The sequence below is a fragment of the Phycicoccus sp. Soil748 genome (genome assembly GCF_001428025.1).
Classification (GTDB): Bacteria; Actinomycetota; Actinomycetes; order Actinomycetales; family Dermatophilaceae; genus Pedococcus.
Genome location: NZ_LMSC01000005.1, coordinates 30,000 through 49,622 on the forward strand (window position 1 = coordinate 30,000; position 19,623 = coordinate 49,622).

Genomic DNA, 19,623 nt, shown 5'->3' on the forward strand with positions numbered 1-19,623 from the left:
AGCTTGCGGAGGCGGAGCCTGCGGACGCTGTGGTCCCTGCCCTTGGACAGCACGAGGGTGGCGCGGCTGCGCGTGGGGAGGACGTTCTCGCGCAGGTTGACCTCGTTGATCTCGGCCCAGATCCGCGCGGCCCGTGCGCGGGCCTCGTCGTCGTAGAGTGCGGCGTAGCGGTGGAAGTAGGAGTCGGGGTCGGCGAAGGCGGTCTCGCGCAGGCGCAGGAACCGCTCGACGTACCAGTGGCGGATGTCGTCGAGGTGGGCGTCGACGTAGACCGAGAAGTCGAAGAAGTCGCTGACCGCCATGCCGGTGCGGCCGTCGTGCTGCAGGCGCGGCGCCTGGAGCACGTTGAGGCCCTCGACGATCAGGACGTCGGGCTGCCGCACCACGGCCTGCTCGCCGGCGACGATGTCGTAGGTGAGGTGGGAGTAGACGGGGGCGGTCACCTCTGCCTTGCCGGCCTTCACCTCGGCGACGAAGCGCAGCAGCGACCGTCGGTCGTAGGACTCGGGAAAGCCCTTGCGCTGCAACAGGTTGCGGCGTTCGAGCTCGGCGTTGGGCCAGAGGAACCCGTCGGTGGTGACGAGCTCGACCCGGGGCGTGCCGGGCCAGCGGGAGAGCAGCTCCTGCAGCAGGCGGGCGGTGGTCGACTTGCCGACCGCGACCGACCCGGCGACGCCGATGATGAACGGGGTCTTGGCCGGGCGCTCGCCGAGGAAGTCACCGGTGATGCGGTGCAGCCGGGCGGTGGCGGCGACGTAGAAGCTGAGCAGCCGCGACAGTGGCAGGTAGACCTCCTCGACCTCGGCGAGGTCGATCCGCTCGCCGAGGCCCTGCAGCCGCGCGAGGTCCGTGGCGTCGAGGCTCAGCGGCTGGTTCTCCCGCAGGCGGGCCCACGCGGCCCGGTCCAGCTCGACGTACGGCGAGGGGAGGGCGGTGTGGTTCGCGGCGGGATGCGTCACGCGCGACATTGTGGACCACGAGCCGTCCCGCCCCGCCGAGGTGCGACACCTCGGCCCGCCGCTCGCCGGATGCCGTGGCCGTGCTGGTGGGCCGTTAGGCTGCTCCGCATGTGTGGAATCGTGGGTTACGTCGGCCCCAACGCGGACGGCAAGGCACTGGACGTCGTCATGGAGGGCCTGGCCCGCCTCGAGTACCGGGGCTATGACTCCGCCGGTGTGGCCCTGGTCACCGAGACCGGCGTCGCGAGCGAGAAGCGGGCGGGCAAGCTGGTCAACCTCCAGGGCGCCCTCGACGCGGACCACCTCCCGGGCGCCACGACGGGCATCGGCCACACCCGCTGGGCCACGCACGGCGGCCCCACCGACCAGAACGCCCACCCGCACCGCGCGGGTGAGGACGGCAAACTGGCCCTGATCCACAACGGCATCATCGAGAACTTCCACTCCCTCAAGAAGAGCCTGCTCGCCGAGGGCGTCGCCTTCGAGAGCGAGACCGACACCGAGGTGGCTGCCCACCTCGTGGCCCAGGCGTATGCCGAGACCGGTGACCTCACCGAGGCGATGAAGGCGGTCGTCAACCGGCTCGAGGGCGCGTTCACCCTGCTGGCCGTCCACGCCGACAGCCCGGGCGTCGTCGTCGGGGCCCGTCGCAACAGCCCGCTCGTCGTCGGCCTCGGCGAGGGCGAGAACTTCCTCGGCTCCGACGTGGCGGCCTTCATCGGCCACACCCGTCAGGCCCTGGAGCTCGGCCAGGACCAGATCGTCACGATCACCCCGGACTCCCACACGGTCATCAACTTCGACGGCACCCCGGCGGAGGGCAAGCCGTACGAGGTGACCTGGGACGCCGCGGCCGCCGAGAAGGGCGGCTACGCCACGTTCATGGAGAAGGAGATCCACGAGCAGCCGCACGCCGTGGGCGACACGCTCCTCGGTCGCACCGACATCGAGGGCCGGCTCGTGCTCGACGACATGTCGATCACCGAGGACCAGCTCAAGGACGTCGACCGCATCATCATCGTCGCCTGTGGCACCGCCGCCTACGCGGGCATGGTCGCGAAGTACGCCATCGAGCACTGGACCCGCATCCCGGTCGAGGTGTCGCTGGCGCACGAGTTCCGCTACAGCGACCCGATCGCCAGCGAGCGCACCCTCGTGGTCAGCATCAGCCAGTCCGGCGAGACCATGGACACGCTGATGGCCGTCAAGCACGCCCGGGAGCTGGGCGCGCTCACCCTCAGCATCTGCAACACCCACGGCTCGACCATCCCGCGAGAGTCCGACGCGGTCCTCTACACCCACGCCGGTCCCGAGATCGCCGTCGCGTCGACCAAGGCCTTCCTGGCGCAGATCACCGCCTGCTACGTCCTCGGCCTCTACCTCGCGCAGCTGCGCGGCGGCACGTTCGCCGACGACGCGCAGTCGGTGATGAAGGAGCTGCACGAGATCCCGGCCAAGCTCGAGGAGCTCCTCGGCCGCATGGACCGCGTCAAGGAGATCGCGCGGTTCATGGCCGACACCCGCTCGGTGCTGTTCCTCGGCCGCAACGTCGGCTACCCGGTGGCGATGGAGGGCGCACTCAAGCTCAAGGAGCTCGCCTACATCCACGCCGAGGGCTTCGCCGCGGGCGAGCTCAAGCACGGCCCGATCGCCCTCATCGACGCCGGCCAGCCGGTCTTCATCGTGGTGCCCGGGCCGGGTACGCCCCACGACCTGCACAAGAAGGTCGTCTCCAACATCCAGGAGATCCGCGCCCGCGGCGCCCGCACCATCGTGGTCGCCGAGGACGGCGACGAGGACGTGGTGCCGTTCGCCGACGAGGTGATCCGCGTGCCCGCGACGTCGCCGCTGCTCGCCCCGCTGCTGACCGTCGTGCCGCTGCAGGTCTTCGCGCTGCACCTGTCGAGCGCCAAGGGCCTCGACGTCGACCAGCCGCGCAACCTGGCCAAGAGCGTCACGGTCGAGTGAGCGTCCGCCGGTGATCGTGGGCGTGGGCATCGACGTCGTCGACGTCGAGCGCTTCGGGCAGAGCCTGGAGCGGACCCCCGGGCTGCTCGAGCGCCTGTTCACCGAGGAGGAGCGCTCACTGCCCCTCAACTCGCTCGCCGCGAGGTTCGCCGCCAAGGAGGCCCTCGCCAAGGCGCTGGGGGCACCGGTCGGCCTGAACTGGCAGGACGCCACCGTGCGCCGGGGCGAGGACGGCCGGCCGCACCTGCACATCACGGGCACCGTCGAGGCACGCGCCGACGACCTCGGGGTCCACGCCTGGCACGTCTCCCTCTCCCACGACGCGGGCATCGCCTCCGCAGTCGTCGTCGCGGAGGGCTGAGGTGCTGCGCGCCTGGTCCGCCGACCGCGTCCGGTCCGCCGAGCAGGAGCTCATGGCGGGGCTCGAGGAGGGCGAGCTCATGGCCCGGGCCGCGCGGGGCCTCGCGGAGGTCTGCTCCGCGCGGCTGCACCAGGGCGGCTGCACCCGCGTGGTGGTGCTCGCCGGACCGGGCAACAACGGCGCCGACGCCCTGTATGCCGCGGCGCACCTCGCCGACGAGGGCTTCGCCTGCGTCGCCGTACGAGGCGACTGGCCCCTGGCCATCGGCGACTCCGACTCGTGGCTCGCAGCCGGGGTGCAGGTGCTCTCCGGCGACGACGACTGGGCGGCCCCGCTCGCGGAGGCCGACCTGGTGCTCGACGGGATCCTCGGGATCGGGGGCCGCCCCGGGCTGCCCGACGAGGCCGTCGCCTGGGTGGATGCCGTGCCGGCCGACGCCTACGTCGTGGCCGTCGACCTGCCCTCGGGACAGGACCCGGCAGGCGAGCAGGCCCGGGACGAGGCGGTGTTCGCGGACGAGACGGTCACCTTCGCCGTCGCCAAGCCTGTCCACGTCCTGCCCGCGACCGAGCCGGCCGTGGGCCGGCTGACGGTCGTCGACATCGGGCTGGAGCTCGAGGGCGCGGCCGACGTGGAGCGGCTCGACTTCGCCGACGTGGCCGAGCTGTGGCCGGTGCCCCGCGCCAGCGACGACAAGTACTCCCGTGGGGTGCTCGGGGTCGTCGCCGGGGGAGAGGACTACACGGGTGCGCCCGTGCTGTGCTGCACCGCCGCGGTGGGCGCCGGCGTCGGCATGCTGCGCTACGTCGGGACCCCGGCACCGACGGGCCTCGTCCGGGCCGCGGTGCCCGAGGTCGTCATCGGCGACGGACGGGTGCAGGCCTGGGTCGTGGGCCCCGGTCTCGACACGACCTCCCGCGCGAAGGGCAGCAAGGCCCAGCTCGACGTCGCCCGCGCCGCCCTTGCCTCCGACCTGCCGGTGCTCGTGGACGCCGGCGGCCTCGACCTCGTGACCGGGCGCCGTGAGGCCCCCACCCTGCTGACGCCCCACGCCGGTGAGCTCGCGCGGCTGCTGAGCCGCCTCGAGGGTGGCGGCGACCGGTGCGCCGGCAGCACCAGTCCCGCCGGCGACGACGAGGTCACCCGCGAGCAGGTCCAGGCCTCTCCACTCGCGCACGCCCGCCGGGCCGCGACGCTGACCGGCGCCACGGTGCTGCTCAAGGGCGCGACGACCCTCGTGGTCCCGCCGGAGGGCACGGTCCGCTCGCAGGCCGACGCTCCTGCCTGGACCGCGACCGCCGGCGCAGGCGACGTCCTCGCCGGTGTCTGCGGGGCCCTGCTGGCCGCCGGACTCTCCCCGCTGGACGCCGGCTCCCTCGGCGCGCTGGTCCACGGGGTGGCCGCCGACCGAGCCAACCCCGGTGGTCCCGTCCGCGCACTGGCGCTGGCTCACGCCGTACCCGGCACGGTCGCCCACCTGCTCACCCGCTGACCTTCGCCGGCGCCACGGACGCCCTCCGAGACCGGCCGGAGCACCCGTGGAAGACTGGAGGGCGATGACCACCGACACGGCGTCCAGCAGCCCCCTCGCCCCGGCCCCGCCGGGGTTTCCCGCGTGCGCCCAGGTCGACCTCGGCGCCATCAGCGCCAACGTCGCCGCCCTGCGCCGCCACGCGCCCACCGCCGAGCTCATGGCCGTGGTCAAGGCCGACGCCTACGGCCACGGGCTCGTCCCCAGTGCCCGCGCGGCGCTGCGCGGCGGCGCGACCTGGCTCGGCGTCGCCCAGCTCGGCGAGGCGCTGGAGCTGCGTCGTGCGGGCGTGACGGCCCCCCTCCTGTCGTGGCTGCACGTGCCGGGACAGGACTTCGCCGGGGCGCTCGAGCAGGACGTCCAGCTCGGGATCTCCACGACCTGGGCGCTCGACCAGGCGGTCGACGCCGCCCGGTCCACCGGCCGCACGGCGCGCATCCACCTCAAGGTCGACACCGGGCTGGGGCGCAACGGTGCCTGGGACGCCGACCTGGTGGCGATCCTCGAGCGGGTCGCGGCGCTGGAGTCCGAGCAGCTCCTCGACGTCGTCGGGATCTTCTCCCACTTCGCCTACGCCGACGCCCCGCAGCACCCCACCGTGCGGGCGCAGCAGGAGCGGTTCGAGGGCATCGTCGAGCAGGCGGCCCGCGCGGGGGTGCGACCCCCGGTGCGCCACCTGGCCAACTCCGCGGCGACCCTGACCAACGCCTCGGCCCACTACGACCTCGTGCGCCCCGGCCTCGCGGTCTACGGCCTCTCCCCGGTGCCCGACCTCGGGTCGCCGGAGGACTTCGGGCTGCGCGAGGCGATGCGCCTGCTGTCGCACCTGTCCAGCGTCAAGGACTGCCCCGCCGGGCAGGGCATCTCCTACGGCCACGTCTACACCACGAGCGAGCAGACCCGGCTCGGCCTCGTGCCCATGGGCTACTCCGACGGCGTACCGCGCCACGCCACCAACGTGGGTCCGGTCCAGGTGGCCGGGCGCCGGCACACGGTGGCCGGCCGCGTCTGCATGGACCAGTTCGTCCTCGACCTCGGCCCCGAGAGCCCGGCCCGGGCCGGTGACGAGGTGGTGCTGTTCGGTGTCGGTGCCGCAGGCGAGCCCACCGCGCAGGACTGGGCGGCGGCCGTCGACACCATCAACTACGAGGTCGTCACCCGGGTGGGTGCCAAGGTGCCGCGGGTCCACCTCGACGAGGTGGCTCCGTGACGCCTCCTCCCAGTCGGGGCCTGGTCGGTCTCGGTATCGGGCTCGCCGCTGCCGGCGTCGCGACCGCGGCCGGTGTCGCGGCGGGCCGGGTCAACCGCGAGCGCACCGCCCGCCTGTCCGTCCTCGCCCCCGCCGGAGCCTACGGCCACGTCGCCGGCCGTGAGCTGGTTGTGGTCGCGGACGACGGCGTGCCGCTGCACGTCGAGGTCGACGAGCCCGCCGACGACGCCGCCCGCGACGGGGCGCCCACCGTCGTGCTCAGCCACGGCTACACGCTGAGCCTGCGCAGCTGGGTGCTCCAGCGCAAGGCGCTCACCCGCGCCGGGTACCGCGTCGTGCTGTGGGACCAGCGCAGCCACGGCCGCTCGGAGGTGGCTGACAGCGAGTCCTGCACCATCGACCAGCTCGGCCGCGACCTGCACCGCGTCATCGAGGAGGTCGTCCCCGAGGGGCCGCTCGCCCTGGTCGGCCACTCCATGGGCGGCATGACGATGATGTCGATGGCGGAGCAGTTCCCCGAGGTGGTGCGCGAGCGCGTGGTCGCCGCGGCGTTCGTCGCCACCAGCGCCGGCGGGACCAACATGATGACGCTGGGGTTCGGGCAGTTCGTGGGCCGGTTCCTGGGCCGGCTGGGGCCCCGGTTCCTCGCCCGCATGAGCACCCAGCAGAAGCTCGTGGACACCGCGCGCCGCCTGGGTCGTGACGTCGAGGACCTCATCGTCGACCACTACAGCTTCGCCTCGCCGGTGGCCCAGCACACCGTCCGCTACACCGGCGACATGATCATGGGGACGCCGCTGCAGGTGATGGCCGACTTCCTGCCGTCGATCAACGTGCACGACAAGCAGGCGGCCCTCGCGCAGTTCCACGGGATCGAGACCCTCGTCGTCAACGGCCAGCAGGACCTGCTCACGCCGCCGGACCACTCCGAGGCGATCGTGCGCCTCGTCCCCGGTGCCGAGCACGTGGTCGTCGAGGACGCCGGGCACATCATCATGCTCGAGCACCCCGAGGTCGTCACCGAGCAGCTGCTCGAGCTCATCGACCGCGGCATGCGGGCGGCCACCGCTCACGTCGACATCGAGCGCAAGCCACGCGTACGCCGCACCGTCACCGACCTGTCGAAGCGCCGACGGGTCGCGAAGGCGCGAAGGAGTGGACGCAGTGCCTGACACCACCCCCGACCCCCGGGAGGTCGCCGGCCCCCTGCTGACGACCTCGGGCCAGACCCGCGCCTGGGGTGCCCGGCTGGCGGCCCTCCTGCGCGCCGGCGACCTCGTCGTGCTGACCGGAGGGCTGGGTGCCGGCAAGACGACGCTCACCCAGGGCATCGGCCAGGGCCTGGGCATCCGCGGGCCCGTCACGTCTCCGACGTTCGTCATCGCCCGGGTCCACCCGTCGCTGGTCGACGGCCCGCCGCTCGTCCACGTCGACGCCTACCGGCTGGGCGGGTTCGCCGAGCTCGACGACCTCGACCTCGATGCCACCCTCGACGACTCGGTCACCATCGTCGAGTGGGGCCACGGCCTCGCCGAGGACCTCACCGACGACCGCCTCGAGGTGCTCCTCGACGGTGAGGACACCCGTACCGTCCGCGTCGTCCCGCACGGCGCCCGGTGGGTGGACGTCGACCTCACGACCCTGACCGAGCCGGTGCCCCTGCCGGTGCTCAGCCCCTTCGACGACGCTCCGGCCGACGACGAACTCTCCGACGACGCTCCGGCCGACGACGCGCCCGCCCACGACTCCACGGAAGAGGCCTGATGCTGATCCTGGCCATCGACACCTCGACCTCCGCGATCACCGTCGCCCTGCGTGGTGACGGGATCGCTTCCAGCGCAACGGTCCTCGACGCCCGAGGCCACTCCGAGCACGTCGCCCCCCTCGTGCGGCGCTGCCTCGAGACGGCCCACCGCGAGCCGTCCGACGTGACCGACGTGGTCGTCGGCAACGGCCCCGGCCCGTTCACCGGGCTGCGCGTCGGCATCGTGACGGGCACGGTCTTCGCCCACGCCCGCGACATACCGGTCCACGGCGTGTGCAGCCTCGACGCCCTGGCCGTCGACGCGGCGGCCCAGGTCGGCGCGGGCGAGTTCCTCGTGGCGACCGACGCCCGCCGCAAGGAGGTGTACTGGGCGCGGTACACCGTCGGCGACGGTGACCTCGCCGGGGCGCCGCGGCCCCGGCGACTCACCGACCCCGCCGTCGACCGCCCGGCCGACCTGCCCGAGGACGTGCGGTCGCTGCCCACCGCGGGCCGCGGGCCGGCGCTGTACCCCGAGCTCTTCCCCCATGCCCTCGGCGCGCACGACGTGCAGGCCGCCTCCCTCGCCCTGCTGGGTGAGGTGCTCCTGGGTGAGGGCGAGTCGCTGCCGGTCGAGCCCCTCTACCTGCGGCGCCCCGACGCGCTCACCACGGCCGAGCGGGCCCGCGCATGAGGGACGTCCACTGGACCGACATCCCCCAGCTGGCTGCCCTGGAGGCCGAGCTGTTCCCCGACGACGCCTGGAGCGAGCCCACGTGGTGGGCCGAGCTGGCCGGCCGTCCCCGACGCGCCTACGTCGTCGAGGAGGAGGCCGGGCAGGTGCTCGGGTACGCCGGGATCGACCTCGGTGGTGAGGTGGCCGACGTCATGACCATGGCTGTCGCTCCCGCCGCGCGCGGACGTGGCCTCGGCCGGCGGCTGCTCGACGAGCTCGTCGCCCGGGCCCGCGAGGACCGCGCCGAGCACCTCATGCTGGAGGTCCGCGCCGACAACGACGTGGCTCGAAACCTGTACGACAGCAACGGCTTCGAGGTGCTGACCGTTCGCCGCCGCTACTACCAGCCGGGCGACGTCGACGCCCACGTCATGCGACTCACCCTCGAAGGAGCACACTCGTGAGTGCCGACCAGCCGCTCGTCCTCGGGCTCGAGACGTCCTGCGACGAGACCGGTGTCGGGATCGTGCGCGGCGAGGAGCTGCTCGTCGACGCGATCGCGAGCAGTGTCGACGAGCACGCGCGGTTCGGCGGCGTCGTGCCCGAGGTGGCCAGCCGTGCGCACCTCGAGGCGATGATCCCCACGATCGAACGGGCCACCCGGCAGGCCGGGGTGCGACTCGACGACCTCGACGCGATCGCCGTCACCTCCGGGCCCGGCCTCGCCGGCACGCTCATGGTCGGCGTGGCCGCTGCCAAGTCGCTGGCCGTGGCGCTCGGCAAGCCCCTGTACGGCGTGAACCACCTCGCCTCCCACGTCGCCGTCGACATCGTCGAGCACGGGCCGCTGCCCGAGCCGACCCTGGCGATGCTCGTCTCGGGCGGCCACTCCTCGCTGCTGCTGGTGCCGGACGTCACCCACGACGTGCGGTCGCTCGGCTCCACCATCGACGACGCCGCGGGCGAGGCGTTCGACAAGGTGGCCCGCGTGCTGGGGCTGCCGTTCCCCGGGGGGCCGCACATCGACCGCGTGGCCCGCGAGGGCGACCGGGTGGCCATCGACTTCCCGCGTGGCCTCACCGCCGGCCGGGACATGGACCGGCACCGGTTCGACTTCTCGTTCTCAGGCCTCAAGACCGCGGTGTCGCGGTGGGTGCAGGCCCGGGAGGCGTCCGGCGAGCCCGTGCCGGTCGCTGACGTCGCCGCGTCGTTCCAGGAGGCGGTCACCGACGTGCTGACGCGCAAGGCGGTCCTCGCCTGCCGCGAGCACGGCGTCGAGCACCTCCAGATCGGGGGCGGCGTGGCCGCGAACTCCCGTCTCCGGGCCATGGCCCAGGAGCGCTGCGACGCCGCGGGCATCACGCTGCGCGTGCCGCGCCCCGGTCTGTGCACCGACAACGGCGCCATGGTGGCAGCCCTCGGCGCGCAGATGGTGCTCAAGGGTCGCGCGCCGTCCGACCTGTCCCTGCCCGCCGACTCCTCGATGCCGGTCACCCTGGTCCAGTCCTGACCGGACCTGACCCGGATGGCTCACCGCCCGGCGGGCAGTCAGAGGTCGGAGGTCAGCCGCAGCGGACGAGGCCGAACGTGGCCTTGAGGTCGAGCACCCGGGCCGCCGCGGCGTCGACCTGGGCCGCGAAGGCCCTGCTCTGGGCGCGCTTCGCCGCGATGGCCGAGAGCATGGTCGAGGCCTGGCCGGCGTCGGCAGTCAGGACGATGTCGCCGCCGGCAGAGATGAACCGGGTCGCCCGCTGGCCCACCGGCACGGCGGCCACCGCGCGGGCGGCACCCACGTCGTCGGTGATGACGACGCCACGGAAGCGAAGGCTGCCGCGCAGCAGGTCGGTCACCACCGCCCTGGAGAACATCGCCTGGTGGTTCGGGTCGATCCGCGGGTACCAGGCCGACGACACCATGACGACCGGGGCTCCGGCGGCGATGCCCGCCTGGAACGGCGCGAGGTAGGGGTCGCCTGCCCTGGTCGTGGGGTCGGTGATGCCGGAGGTGGTGACGTCGGTGTTGCCGGTCACCCTTCCCAGGCCGGGGAAGTGCTTGAGCGTGGGCACCACGCCGCCGGCGACGGAGCCGCGCACGAACGCGGCGACGTACCGGGCGTTGGTGCTCGGTGAGCCGGGCGCGAAGTCTCGGTGGTAGCGCCCGATGGGCTGGTTGGCCGAGCCCAGCGAGGTGGGGACGGTGTCGGCCACCGGGGCGAGGTTGATGGTGACGCCGGCGCGGGCGAGCTGGTGCGACCAGGTGCGGACCGCGGCCTGCTCGGACGTCGTACCCAGCGTGGCCTGGGTGCGCGCGGAGGGCATGGTGTCGAAGCCCGGGCCCTTCAGCTGCTGGACCTCGCCACCCTCCTGGTCGGCGGCCACGAGCAGGCTGCCGTGGGCGGCGTCCTGCAGCCGCGCCGAGATCCGCGCCATCGAGGCGGTGCCGCCGGACCACCCGCCGAGGTAGATGACGCCGCCGAGGTGCTGTGCCCGCACCTGGGCCGCGAGCTGGGTAGAGCTGCCGCTGGGCTGCAGCCCGACCATGAGCAGCTGCCCGGCCCGCTGCGACGGCGTCATGGCGGCCGCGAGCCGCTGGCCGCAGGTGCGTGACGGGGTGGTGGTCGACGAGGTGGAGGTCCTCGAGGAGGTCGCGGGGCGTGACGTCGTGGTCGTCGTCGTCCCCTGCGTCGACGAGCTCGTCGAGGTGCTCGGGGCCGTGCCCGTCCGGGTGCCGGCGCCACCACCCGTCGACGTCGCGGACGGCGCAGGCGAGCCGGTCGAACAGCTGGTGGCGAGCAGGGCCGCGGCGCCGAGGGTGCTGAGCGTCCGCAGGGGTCGCAGGGCTCGTGCACTCACCCGACGAACCTATCCCGCCGGCTCGCGCAGCCGCAGACGTGCAGGTCAGGAGGTGAGCGGCGGGAAGCGTCCCAGCTGCGTGCGCACGGCCCGCAGCGCGTCGTCGTCGGAGAGGCCGAGGTGCCGGGCGACCAGGGCGAAGCTGCGCGCTGCCTCCTCGACCTGGTCGCGGGTGTGGCCCGCGGTGCCGCGTACCGGGGCCACGAGGGTGCCGTGTCGCACGCGGCTGGTGACCAGCCCTTCGCCCTCGAGCTCCCGAAAGGCCCGCGCCACCGTCCCGGGGGCCAGGGCCAGGTCGCTGGCGAGCTGGCGGATGCTCGGCAGCCTGGTGCCGGTCGCGAGCGCGCCCGACCGGATGAGGTCGGCGAGCTGCGCCCGGAGCTGTTCGTACGCCGGGACGGCGCTGTCGGGGTCGACGTCGATGTTCACGGGACTGCCGGGGCGCGGGTGGGCCCGGGCCGGACGGCCCGGCGGGCCGGGCTGGGGCGGACGGCCACGAGCCAGCCGACCACCACAGTGAGGAGGAGGGCCGCGACGCTCGTCCCCGCCCAGGCGCCGGAGCTCCTCTCGAACGTCGTGCCCAGGAGCCCCAGGAGGCTCGCTGCGGGGTACCCGGCGGCGACGACCGCCGAACCCGCGAGGACGTTGGCGCTCCGGGCGCGCAGGGCGTCGTCGGCGGCGAGCAGGTCGCCGTCGACGGCCGGCTGGGGGCGCGAGGCCACGCGGCGCAGGGTGGCGGTGACGGCGGCCAGCCCCGCGGCGGCGGCGGCCAGCCAGAGCGTGGCCTCCCCGCGCAGCCCGGGCGCCCCGGATCCCACGGACCCGGCCCGGGTCACGACGGCGACGTACAGGACCACCAGCGCCAGGCAGGCCAGCCCGAGCAGCACCGCGGCGCCACGCCGCAGGTAGGCGGTGACCGTCCGCCGCGCCAGCGAGGCGGTGCGCCGGCCGGACTCGACCACGAGGCCCGCGAGCCGCCACTCGGCGACCACGGCCCCGACGAACCACCCCAGGAAAGCAGCCGTGAAGTTGAGGGTGAGCCGGTCGTCGCGCAGCGCCCACAGCAGGCCGAGCAGCACGCCGGTGGTGAGCCCGAGCGCGCGCCAGCGTCGCGTGACCGCCAGGGCCCGCACCACGAGCGGACCGTTGGCCTCGGTGACGAGCAGCTCCTGACGGGCAGCAAAGCGGCGCAGGCGGGGCAGCGAGACCGGCGCGGTCGAGACGCCGGCGACGAGCACCATGACCCCCACACCGAGCAGGGCGACGACGAGGAGGACGACGAAGCGGACGGTCATGGCGCCACCCTGCACCTCGAGCAACCCTTGTGTCAATGTAGCAACACAGTGATACATTCACGGCCATGGACGAGCAGCGGGGGAGTGGGGCGCCGACAGCCGAGGGCCCTTCGCAGGTGGCGCGCGGGGCCGGGTACGGCGTGAGCGACGAGGTGTGGCGCGCCATCGAGCCCGAGGCCCGCGCAGCCGCCGTCCGTGAGCGCAGGGCCCTGCTGCGTACGGCGCTCGTCACCGCCCTCGTGGTGCTCCTCGGCGTCGGGGTGGCGTGGTCCGGTGTGTTCTCCCCGCGCCTGTCCGGCGGCGACAACTCCGGCTACGGCAGCGGGACGCCGGGCAGCCGCGGGCACCTGTCGTTCGACCTGCACAACGACGGCGTGGTCACCGAGCACGTGACCCGGTGGGCCATTCCGGTGCCCGGCGTCGAGGTGCAGCCGGTGGCCCCGCAGTCGCTCGACCTGGCGCCGCGGTCGAAGCAGACCGTGCGCCTGGAGTTCCAGGTCACCGACTGCACCGCGGCCACCCGGGTCGCCCGCGCCCTGGCCCGGCAGCACCCGGTCGACGGGCTCGGCGTCCGCATCTGGGCGAGCCGACCCTGGGGCTCCGTCGAGACGACCGTCACCCCACCCGGGTCGGTGACGGACATGGTGCTCATGTCCTGCGGGGTGGACCTCTCCGACGAGTAGCCGCGCGCCGGCCGGACGCTCGACGGGGGCCGGGTCCTGCGGCCACTGCTCTGGCAGGATCGCGGGCATGGCCATCCCCGTCGTGCTCGACGTCGACACCGGCGTGGACGACGCCTGTGCCCTGCTCCTCGCCGCGCTGCACCCTGGTCTCGACCTGCGCGCCGTGACCTGTGTCGGCGGCAATGCGCCGGTGGACGACGTCGTCGCCAACACGCTGACCGTCCTCGACGCGGCCGGGCGCGCGGACGTCGTCGTCGCCCGCGGTGCGGAAAGGCCCCTGCTCGAGGAGGCCGTCGACGCGCGCCACGTCCACGGGGCCGACGGCATGGGCGACCTCGACTGGCCGAAGTCGTCCCGGCAGCCGGACCCGCGGCACGCCGTCGAGGTGCTGCGGGACGTCCTGCGCGAGGCGGCTGCGACCGACGAACCCGTCACCCTCATACCCCTCGCACCCCTGACCAACATCGCCCTGCTGCTGCGCACCTACCCCGAGGTCGCGCGGGGCCTGCGTGAGGTCGTCTTCATGGGTGGGGCGGCCGACGTCGGCAACGCCACCGCGTCGGCCGAGTTCAACGTCTTCCACGACCCGGAGGCGGCGGCCGTCGTCCTCGACGCGTGCGCCGACCTCGGCATCGCCGTGACCATGTACGGCCTCGACGTCTTCTACGCCCCGCACATCGGCCTCGCGCAGGCCGACGCGCTCGTGGCGGTCGGTGGCCGGGGCGCGGCCGAGCTCGCCGGGCGGCTCGTCCGGTTCCAGGCGGAGCGGTTCGGGGCGGGGTCAGCCACGATCGGCGACGCGGGCGCCGTCTGCGCGGTCCTCGACCCGGGGGGCGTGCAGCGCGAGAAGCTCCCGGTCCGCGTCGAGCTCGCGGGCACCTGGTCGCGGGGGCGCACCATCGTCGACCGCCGTGACTGGACCGGCGACCTGTCGCACGACCCGCACGGCCTCGCCCCGACGACCATCGACGTGTGCCTCGAGGTCGACGCCGACCGCTACGCCCGCCTCTGGCTCGACACCGTCGGCGGGGGTTCGCTCTGATGGGCCGCGTCGTCGTCCTCGGGTCGCTCAACGTCGACCTCGTCGCCCATGTCGAGCGGCACCCGCGCCCGGGGGAGACGGTCCTGGCCGACGCCGCCGTGGAGCGGTTCGCCGGCGGCAAGGGCGGCAACCAGGCCGTGGCCGCCGCCGCAGCCGGTGCCGAGGTCGTCATGGTCGGAGCCGTGGGCGACGACGACGGCGGCGCCGCCTACCGCGCCCGCCTCGAGCGGCTCGGTGTCGACGTGTCCGCCGTGGCCGTCGCACCCGCCGCCACCGGCCAGGCGTGGATCGTGGTCGACGACGAGGGGGAGAACTCCATCGTGGTCGTCGCCGGAGCCAACGGCCACGTCACCGCCGACCTGCCGCCGCTCGGGGAGGGGGACGTCCTGCTCGTCCAGCTCGAGGTCCCCGTATCGGTCGTGGCCCGGGCCGCCCGCGCGGCGCACTCCAGGGGAGCGCGCGTGGTGGTCAACGCCGCGCCGTACGCGGCCCTGCCGCACGACGTCGCGCAGCTCGCCGACCCGGTGGTCGTCAACGAGCACGAGGCCATGCAGCTGGCCGACTCCGACGTCGTCGCAGGCTCCCTGCTGGTGACCTTCGGGGCGGCGGGGTGCAGCTGGGACGGTGAGCGGTTCGAGGCGGCGCCGGTCGCAGCGGAGGACGTGGTCGACACCACGGGCGCCGGCGACGCCTTCTGCGGCGCCCTCGCGGCGGCCCTGGCCGGCGGCGCGGACCGGGCTGAGGCCGTGCGCCGGGCAGCGGCGGCGGGGGCGGCTGCGGTCCGCCACCACGGCGCCCAGCCCGACCCGGCCCTGTAGTCGACCGCTCGACGGCGAACCCTCGCCGCGAGTTCGCGTGGAGTTCACCCGGAGCCGGTCGGATGGGGCTGCTGCGCCCCGTGGCGCACCCTTCCTGCTCGAGAACGGACCTGCGCATGCCTCTGTCCCGTCGTTCCCTCCTGACCTCCGGCGCCGCCACCGGCGCCGGCCTCGTCGTCGCCGGCGCCCTGCAGCCGGCCGCCGCCCTCGCAGCCCCGGCCACGCCCGCCCACGGTGGCTCGCGGACCCGGCTCTTCCCGCCGCTCACCCACACCGAGGGTGACCTGCTGGCGCTGCCCCGTGGCTTCTCCGCCACCCCCGTCGCAGTGTCCGGCAGCACCGAGGTGCACGACGGCACCGGCAAGGTCGTCGGCGCCACCCCCGAGCGACCCGACGGCACGCTCGTCGTGGCCGGCCCGCGCGGCTACCGGCTGGTGCAGAACCACGAGGCGTCGCCGGGCAGCGCCGCCCCGGTGCCGTTCGTCGAGGGCACGGTCTACGACCGCGGCGCGCTCGGCGGCGGGTGCACCGTCATCGAGACCACCCGCCAGGGCGCTCGCGTCTCAGAGTGGGTCGGCCTGTCGGGCACCATCAGCAACTGCGCCGGCGGCCCGACGCCGTGGGGCAGCTGGCTCACCTGCGAGGAGACCGAGGCCAAGGCCGGCACCGGTGGCCTCGAGAAGGACCACGGTTACGTCTTCGAGGTGTTCGCCGGCGCCCCGACCGACCAGGTGCCGCGGCCCATCGCCGCCTGGGGCCGTGCGCCCCACGAGGCCGTCGTCGTCGAGCCGAGCCGCCAGCGGGTCTACCTGACCGAGGACGCCAGCAAGCCGACCGGCCTGCTCTACCGCTGGACGGCACCCGCGGGCTACAAGCTCCGCGCCGGCATCGCCGACCACCTCGGCCCGGACGACGGCACGCTCGAGGCGCTCGCCGTGGTGGGTCCCGACGGCGGCATCCTCCCGGACCTCGCCTACGTGACCGCGGGCCAGATCGGCCGTCCCTTCGCGACCCGCTGGGTACGGGTGCCCGACCGCCACGCGCGCGACACCTCCCTGCGCAAGCAGTTCGCCGACGGTGCCGTCACCCACTCCAAGAAGCTCGAGGGCGCGTGGGGTGACCGCCGCGGCATGTACTTCGTGGCCAGCTTCGCCTTCGCGGCCGGTGACCTGCCCGCCGACGCGACGCCGCACGACGGACAGCTCTGGTACTACGAGTACGCCACCTCGACGCTCACGCTGGTCGCCTACTACCCGTACAACCCGCTCCTGCACAGCGAGACGCTGGACCCGGAGACGGGTCTGGGCCGCAGCCTCGACCTGGCCTTCGACGGCCCCGACGGCTGCCACGTCTCGCCCTACGGCAGCCTGGTCCTGTCCGAGGACGGCAACACCGCCAACCACCTGCTCTCGTGGAGCCGCGAGACCGGCGCCCAGGCGATCGCGCGCAACCTCGTCGTCCAGGAGCGCACGGCGGCCGGGGTCCCGGTCTACAGCGAGATGACGGGCCCGTGCTTCTCGCCCGACGGGCGCGTGCTGTTCGGCAACGTCCAGGAGCCCGGGCACGTCTTCGCGATCAACGGCCCCTGGCGCACCTACCTGGGCTGAGGCCCTTCCCGGCCACGGTGACCGACGCGCGCCGCCCCTGGCGCCGTCGTCGAGCCCGTGGCCGACACCGGCCGGCCGCGACCTCGGGGGAGAGTCGCGGCCGGCCGCGTTGTGCCGCGCCGTGTCGTGCTGTCAGCTGGGGCGCACGACGAGGACGACCTGGTTGCTGCGCACCCGGGTCAGGACGATGACGGCCTCGGTGTGCCCCTTCGCGGGCAGGCGCAGCTGGCGGCGCAGGAGGTCGGCGTCGATGCTGACGCCGCGCTTCTTGATGGTGAGGCGGTCGACGCCGTGGTCGCGCAGCCAGCCGCGCAGGGCCTTGACGTTGAAGGGCATCGCCTCGACGACGGCATACCGGCGCGCGTAGGGGACTTCGACGGAGCGGGAGGACCCGACGTAGCCGACTCCGGTGTCGAGCTCCGAGCCGTCAGTGGCCGCGGTGAGGGCTGGTACGAGGCCTGCACGCAGCACCGCGCGGTCGGGCTCGTAGAGCCACGGCCCGACGTCGGCGAGGTTGACCAGGGTGGGCGCCGTGGAGTCGCCGTCGTGCTCGGTGACGTGGACCGGCGACGCGCCCTCGTGCAGCAGCACCGCGGTGCGCCCCGGCGTGCGGGCCAGCGGCCCGAACCACACGGCGCACTCGACGACCTCGCCGTCTACCGAGGTCCACTGCGCCTCTGCGCCGGTGGGGAGGGCCGCGTGGGGGAAGGCCGGGCTCAGCTTCGCCCCGGTCGCAGGCAGGTCGCGGGCGAGCGCCTGCACCGTGTCCCACGAGGGTGACATCTCGTCGAGCCGGAAGAGTCGGCGCGTGCGTCCGCTGACGTCGGCGACCCCGGGGGTGCGCCGCGCCGGGTCCAGCCAGGCGCCGACGCCCCGGGCACCCTCGCCCGCAGGCGGCGTGAACTCCTCGGCCAGCCCCTGCTGGGCCGAGGACTCGGGCCAGTGGCGGAGGTTGACGCCCGCGATCGCGGCGGTCACCTCGTCGGCGTCGACGGCCCGCACCCGCAGGTCGAGGCCGGCCATGGCCATGGCGTCGGCGCCGATGCCACACCCGAGGTCGTGCACGGTGTGGATGTCCGCGGCCCGGAAGCGCTGCGCGTGCTGCGCGGCGACGTTGAGCCGGGTCGCCTGCTCGAGCCCGTCGGAGGTGAAGAGCATGCCCTGGGCGAACTCGCCGAACTTCGCGGTCGCCCGCGCCCGCAGCCGGGCCTGGTTGAGGGCGGCGGCGACGAGGTCGGGCTCGAACCCGGCGTCGCGCAGCCGCTGCTGGAGGCCGAGGGCCCGCGACTCGTCGTAGGGCGGAAGGGACTGCAGCAGCCCCCACCCCTCACCGGTCGTGAGCCGGCGGAGCAGGGGGAGGTCCATGGCGAGCATTCTGGCGTATCCCGCCCGGCCGGTCCGTGGGCCGGTCGGGCGGGATGCGCGGGGGCGTCTGGCCCGGACGGCGTGTGCCTCCCGGTGGTGGGTCAGGCGGGGCGCTTCCACTCGTACGGCGTGGTGGTGGAGACCTTGACCAGCCCGGCCCGCTCGAGGATGGGGCGGGAGAACTCGGTCGAGTCGCTGTTGAGGTAGCGCTTGCCGTGGGCGAGGGCCGAACGGGCGCGAGCGGCCGTCAGCGCGCGGTAGATGCCTCTGCCGCGCCACTGCGGCAGCGTGGCGCCGCCCCAGAGCCCGGCGAACTCGGTGCCCGCGACCGGCTCGAGCCGCCCGGCGCTGACGACCTCGTCATCCGCCTCCGCGACCCACATCTCCATGTCGTCCCGGGTCCGCAGCCGGTGCAGGATCTGCTCGGCCATCTCCGCCTCGCGCTCGGGGGAGTCGCCGAAGACCTCCGCCTGCATCCTCAGCATCGCGCGGACGTCGGCCTCGTCGGTGACCTGTCGCACCCGCACGCCGTCCGGCAGGTCGACGTCGCCGGCGAGCAGGTGCGCGTCGCCGACCATGACCGACTCCGGTTCGTCCGGCACGAACCCGTGGTCGACGAGCGCCTCGTGCAGGCCCGGCGCGTGGTCGTGGCCGCGGGTCTTCCACTCGACCCGGACGATGTCCGGCAGCGCCTCGTAGTGGGCCAGCGCGCCGCGGACGAGCTCACGCACCGAGGCCTCGTCCGCCGGCCGGCCGTCGACGTCAAGGCTGCGGTAGCTGATGAAGCCGCGACCGCCGAGGAAGGTGGCCAGGACCAGCGGGCCGAGCCGGTCGACCACGACCGCGGACGGCACCTCCGCCTCCTCCCTCAGCTGGGAGTCGTAGGCGTGGAGCAGGGCGGCGGCACTGGCGGCATCGGTCACGGCGACGACCCTGCCGGGGTGCGTGGTCCCGTGGCAATCGGGTTTCGCCGACGGCCGCCGCATCCGCCCTCGGCGAACATGGCGTGAACCGTTGGCACTCGAGTTGACCGAGTGCCAACTCCGTCTCTAGATTTGCCGTTGGCACTCAGGTTCGTCGAGTGCTAACGAGCCACCCGGTCGACCCCCGCGACGGCGACCGGACGGCAAGCACTCGGCACCACCCGGCAGTACCCGCACCATCCACCTGTCACTCCGACATTCCCGAAGGGGAGGTCCTCATCGTGTCGGTTTCCATCAAGCCGCTCGAAGACCGCATCGTCGTCAAGTCCGTCGAGGCCGAGCAGACCACTGCGTCCGGTCTCGTCATCCCGGACACCGCGAAGGAGAAGCCCCAGGAGGGCGAGGTCCTCGCGATCGGTCCCGGCCGCATCGACGACAACGGCAACCGTGTCCCGCTCGACGTCACCGTCGGCGACCGGGTCATCTACAGCAAGTACGGCGGCACCGAGATCAAGCACGGCGGCGAGGAGTACCTCATCCTCTCCGCGCGCGACGTCCTCGCCATCGTCGGCTGAGCATTCGCACCTGA

At 74.0% G+C, this 19,623-nt stretch carries 19 protein-coding genes and 1 pseudogene; 14 read left to right on the forward strand and 6 right to left on the reverse strand.

Annotated features, from left to right (window positions below):
- Nucleotides 1-968, reverse strand: a pseudogene (gene coaA / locus ASG70_RS02715) (type I pantothenate kinase); the annotation flags it as partial.
- Nucleotides 969-1,067: 99 nt separating this feature from the next.
- Here coaA and glmS point away from each other — a divergent pair.
- The 9 genes from glmS to tsaD all read left to right on the forward strand — a co-directional run bounded on the left by glmS (nucleotide 1,068) and on the right by tsaD (nucleotide 9,959).
- Nucleotides 1,068-2,927: a glutamine--fructose-6-phosphate transaminase (isomerizing) gene (glmS, locus tag ASG70_RS02720; RefSeq protein ID WP_056882327.1), complete on the forward strand. Its 1,860-nt coding sequence runs from the start codon at nucleotides 1,068-1,070 to the stop codon at nucleotides 2,925-2,927.
- 10 nt (nucleotides 2,928-2,937) lie between these two features.
- On the forward strand, nucleotides 2,938-3,288 hold the full coding sequence (locus ASG70_RS02725) for a holo-ACP synthase (RefSeq protein WP_056882328.1): 351 nt from the start codon (nucleotides 2,938-2,940) through the stop codon (nucleotides 3,286-3,288).
- Nucleotide 3,289: 1 nt separating this feature from the next.
- Entirely contained in the window at nucleotides 3,290-4,780 is a 1,491-nt protein-coding gene (locus tag ASG70_RS02730) for a bifunctional ADP-dependent NAD(P)H-hydrate dehydratase/NAD(P)H-hydrate epimerase (protein ID WP_056882329.1), read from the forward strand.
- A gap of 64 nt (nucleotides 4,781-4,844) precedes the next feature.
- On the forward strand, nucleotides 4,845-6,029 hold the full coding sequence (gene alr, locus ASG70_RS02735) for an alanine racemase (RefSeq protein WP_056882330.1): 1,185 nt from the start codon (nucleotides 4,845-4,847) through the stop codon (nucleotides 6,027-6,029).
- Nucleotides 6,026-7,201, forward strand: coding sequence for an alpha/beta fold hydrolase (locus ASG70_RS02740; protein ID WP_056882331.1), 1,176 nt, complete (start codon nucleotides 6,026-6,028; stop codon nucleotides 7,199-7,201). The genes alr and ASG70_RS02740 overlap by 4 nt, the downstream gene beginning before the upstream one ends.
- A gap of 34 nt (nucleotides 7,202-7,235) precedes the next feature.
- Nucleotides 7,236-7,793, forward strand: a complete 558-nt coding sequence (tsaE, locus tag ASG70_RS02745) for a tRNA (adenosine(37)-N6)-threonylcarbamoyltransferase complex ATPase subunit type 1 TsaE (RefSeq protein ID WP_200949189.1) — start codon at nucleotides 7,236-7,238, stop codon at nucleotides 7,791-7,793.
- Nucleotides 7,793-8,467, forward strand: coding sequence for a tRNA (adenosine(37)-N6)-threonylcarbamoyltransferase complex dimerization subunit type 1 TsaB (gene tsaB / locus ASG70_RS02750; RefSeq protein WP_056882332.1), 675 nt, complete (start codon nucleotides 7,793-7,795; stop codon nucleotides 8,465-8,467). The genes tsaE and tsaB overlap by 1 nt, the downstream gene beginning before the upstream one ends.
- A complete protein-coding gene (gene rimI, locus ASG70_RS02755; protein WP_056882333.1) occupies nucleotides 8,464-8,913 on the forward strand; it encodes a ribosomal protein S18-alanine N-acetyltransferase in 450 nt (149 codons plus the stop codon). Before tsaB ends, rimI begins: the two co-directional genes overlap by 4 nt.
- Nucleotides 8,910-9,959: a tRNA (adenosine(37)-N6)-threonylcarbamoyltransferase complex transferase subunit TsaD gene (gene tsaD / locus ASG70_RS02760; protein ID WP_056882334.1), complete on the forward strand. Its 1,050-nt coding sequence runs from the start codon at nucleotides 8,910-8,912 to the stop codon at nucleotides 9,957-9,959. The genes rimI and tsaD overlap by 4 nt, the downstream gene beginning before the upstream one ends.
- Nucleotides 9,960-10,011: 52 nt before the next feature.
- On the opposite strand, the gene ASG70_RS02765 is transcribed toward tsaD, so the two are convergent.
- Genes ASG70_RS02765 through ASG70_RS02775 form a run of 3 tightly spaced genes read right to left on the reverse strand, consistent with a single transcriptional unit; the run spans nucleotide 10,012 to nucleotide 12,596 of the window.
- Nucleotides 10,012-11,301: a glycoside hydrolase family 3 N-terminal domain-containing protein gene (locus tag ASG70_RS02765; RefSeq protein WP_235531309.1), complete on the reverse strand. Its 1,290-nt coding sequence runs from the start codon at nucleotides 11,299-11,301 to the stop codon at nucleotides 10,012-10,014.
- Nucleotides 11,302-11,346: 45 nt separating this feature from the next.
- Complete coding sequence (locus tag ASG70_RS19795; protein WP_056882335.1) at nucleotides 11,347-11,730, reverse strand: GntR family transcriptional regulator; 384 nt, start codon at nucleotides 11,728-11,730, stop codon at nucleotides 11,347-11,349.
- Nucleotides 11,727-12,596 (reverse strand): hypothetical protein, encoded by an 870-nt coding sequence (locus tag ASG70_RS02775; protein ID WP_156399788.1) that lies wholly within the window; start codon nucleotides 12,594-12,596, stop codon nucleotides 11,727-11,729. Before ASG70_RS02775 ends, ASG70_RS19795 begins: the two co-directional genes overlap by 4 nt.
- Before the next feature lie 65 nt (nucleotides 12,597-12,661).
- On the opposite strand from ASG70_RS02775, the gene ASG70_RS02780 reads away from it, so the two are divergent.
- The 4 genes from ASG70_RS02780 to ASG70_RS02795 all read left to right on the forward strand — a co-directional run bounded on the left by ASG70_RS02780 (nucleotide 12,662) and on the right by ASG70_RS02795 (nucleotide 16,746).
- On the forward strand, nucleotides 12,662-13,279 hold the full coding sequence (locus ASG70_RS02780; RefSeq protein ID WP_156399789.1) for a hypothetical protein: 618 nt from the start codon (nucleotides 12,662-12,664) through the stop codon (nucleotides 13,277-13,279).
- 67 nt (nucleotides 13,280-13,346) lie between these two features.
- Nucleotides 13,347-14,321 (forward strand): nucleoside hydrolase, encoded by a 975-nt coding sequence (locus ASG70_RS02785; RefSeq protein WP_056882338.1) that lies wholly within the window; start codon nucleotides 13,347-13,349, stop codon nucleotides 14,319-14,321.
- Nucleotides 14,321-15,139, forward strand: a complete 819-nt coding sequence (locus tag ASG70_RS02790; RefSeq protein WP_056882339.1) for a PfkB family carbohydrate kinase — start codon at nucleotides 14,321-14,323, stop codon at nucleotides 15,137-15,139. The genes ASG70_RS02785 and ASG70_RS02790 overlap by 1 nt, the downstream gene beginning before the upstream one ends.
- A gap of 116 nt (nucleotides 15,140-15,255) precedes the next feature.
- Nucleotides 15,256-16,746 carry an alkaline phosphatase PhoX gene (locus tag ASG70_RS02795; RefSeq protein WP_056882340.1) on the forward strand — a complete coding sequence of 497 codons (1,491 nt, stop codon included), beginning with the start codon at nucleotides 15,256-15,258 and terminating at the stop codon, nucleotides 16,744-16,746.
- A gap of 132 nt (nucleotides 16,747-16,878) precedes the next feature.
- Here the strand turns inward: ASG70_RS02795 and ASG70_RS02800 are convergent, their stop codons facing one another.
- Both ASG70_RS02800 and ASG70_RS02805 read right to left on the reverse strand, forming a co-directional pair.
- On the reverse strand, nucleotides 16,879-18,111 hold the full coding sequence (locus ASG70_RS02800; protein ID WP_056882703.1) for a hypothetical protein: 1,233 nt from the start codon (nucleotides 18,109-18,111) through the stop codon (nucleotides 16,879-16,881).
- Nucleotides 18,112-18,212: 101 nt separating this feature from the next.
- Complete coding sequence (locus ASG70_RS02805) at nucleotides 18,213-19,034, reverse strand: GNAT family N-acetyltransferase (RefSeq protein ID WP_056882341.1); 822 nt, start codon at nucleotides 19,032-19,034, stop codon at nucleotides 18,213-18,215.
- Nucleotides 19,035-19,315: 281 nt separating this feature from the next.
- Here ASG70_RS02805 and groES point away from each other — a divergent pair, with 281 nt between their 5' ends.
- Entirely contained in the window at nucleotides 19,316-19,609 is a 294-nt protein-coding gene (gene groES, locus ASG70_RS02810; protein WP_056882342.1) for a co-chaperone GroES, read from the forward strand.
- The last annotated feature ends 14 nt before the right edge of the window (nucleotides 19,610-19,623 follow it).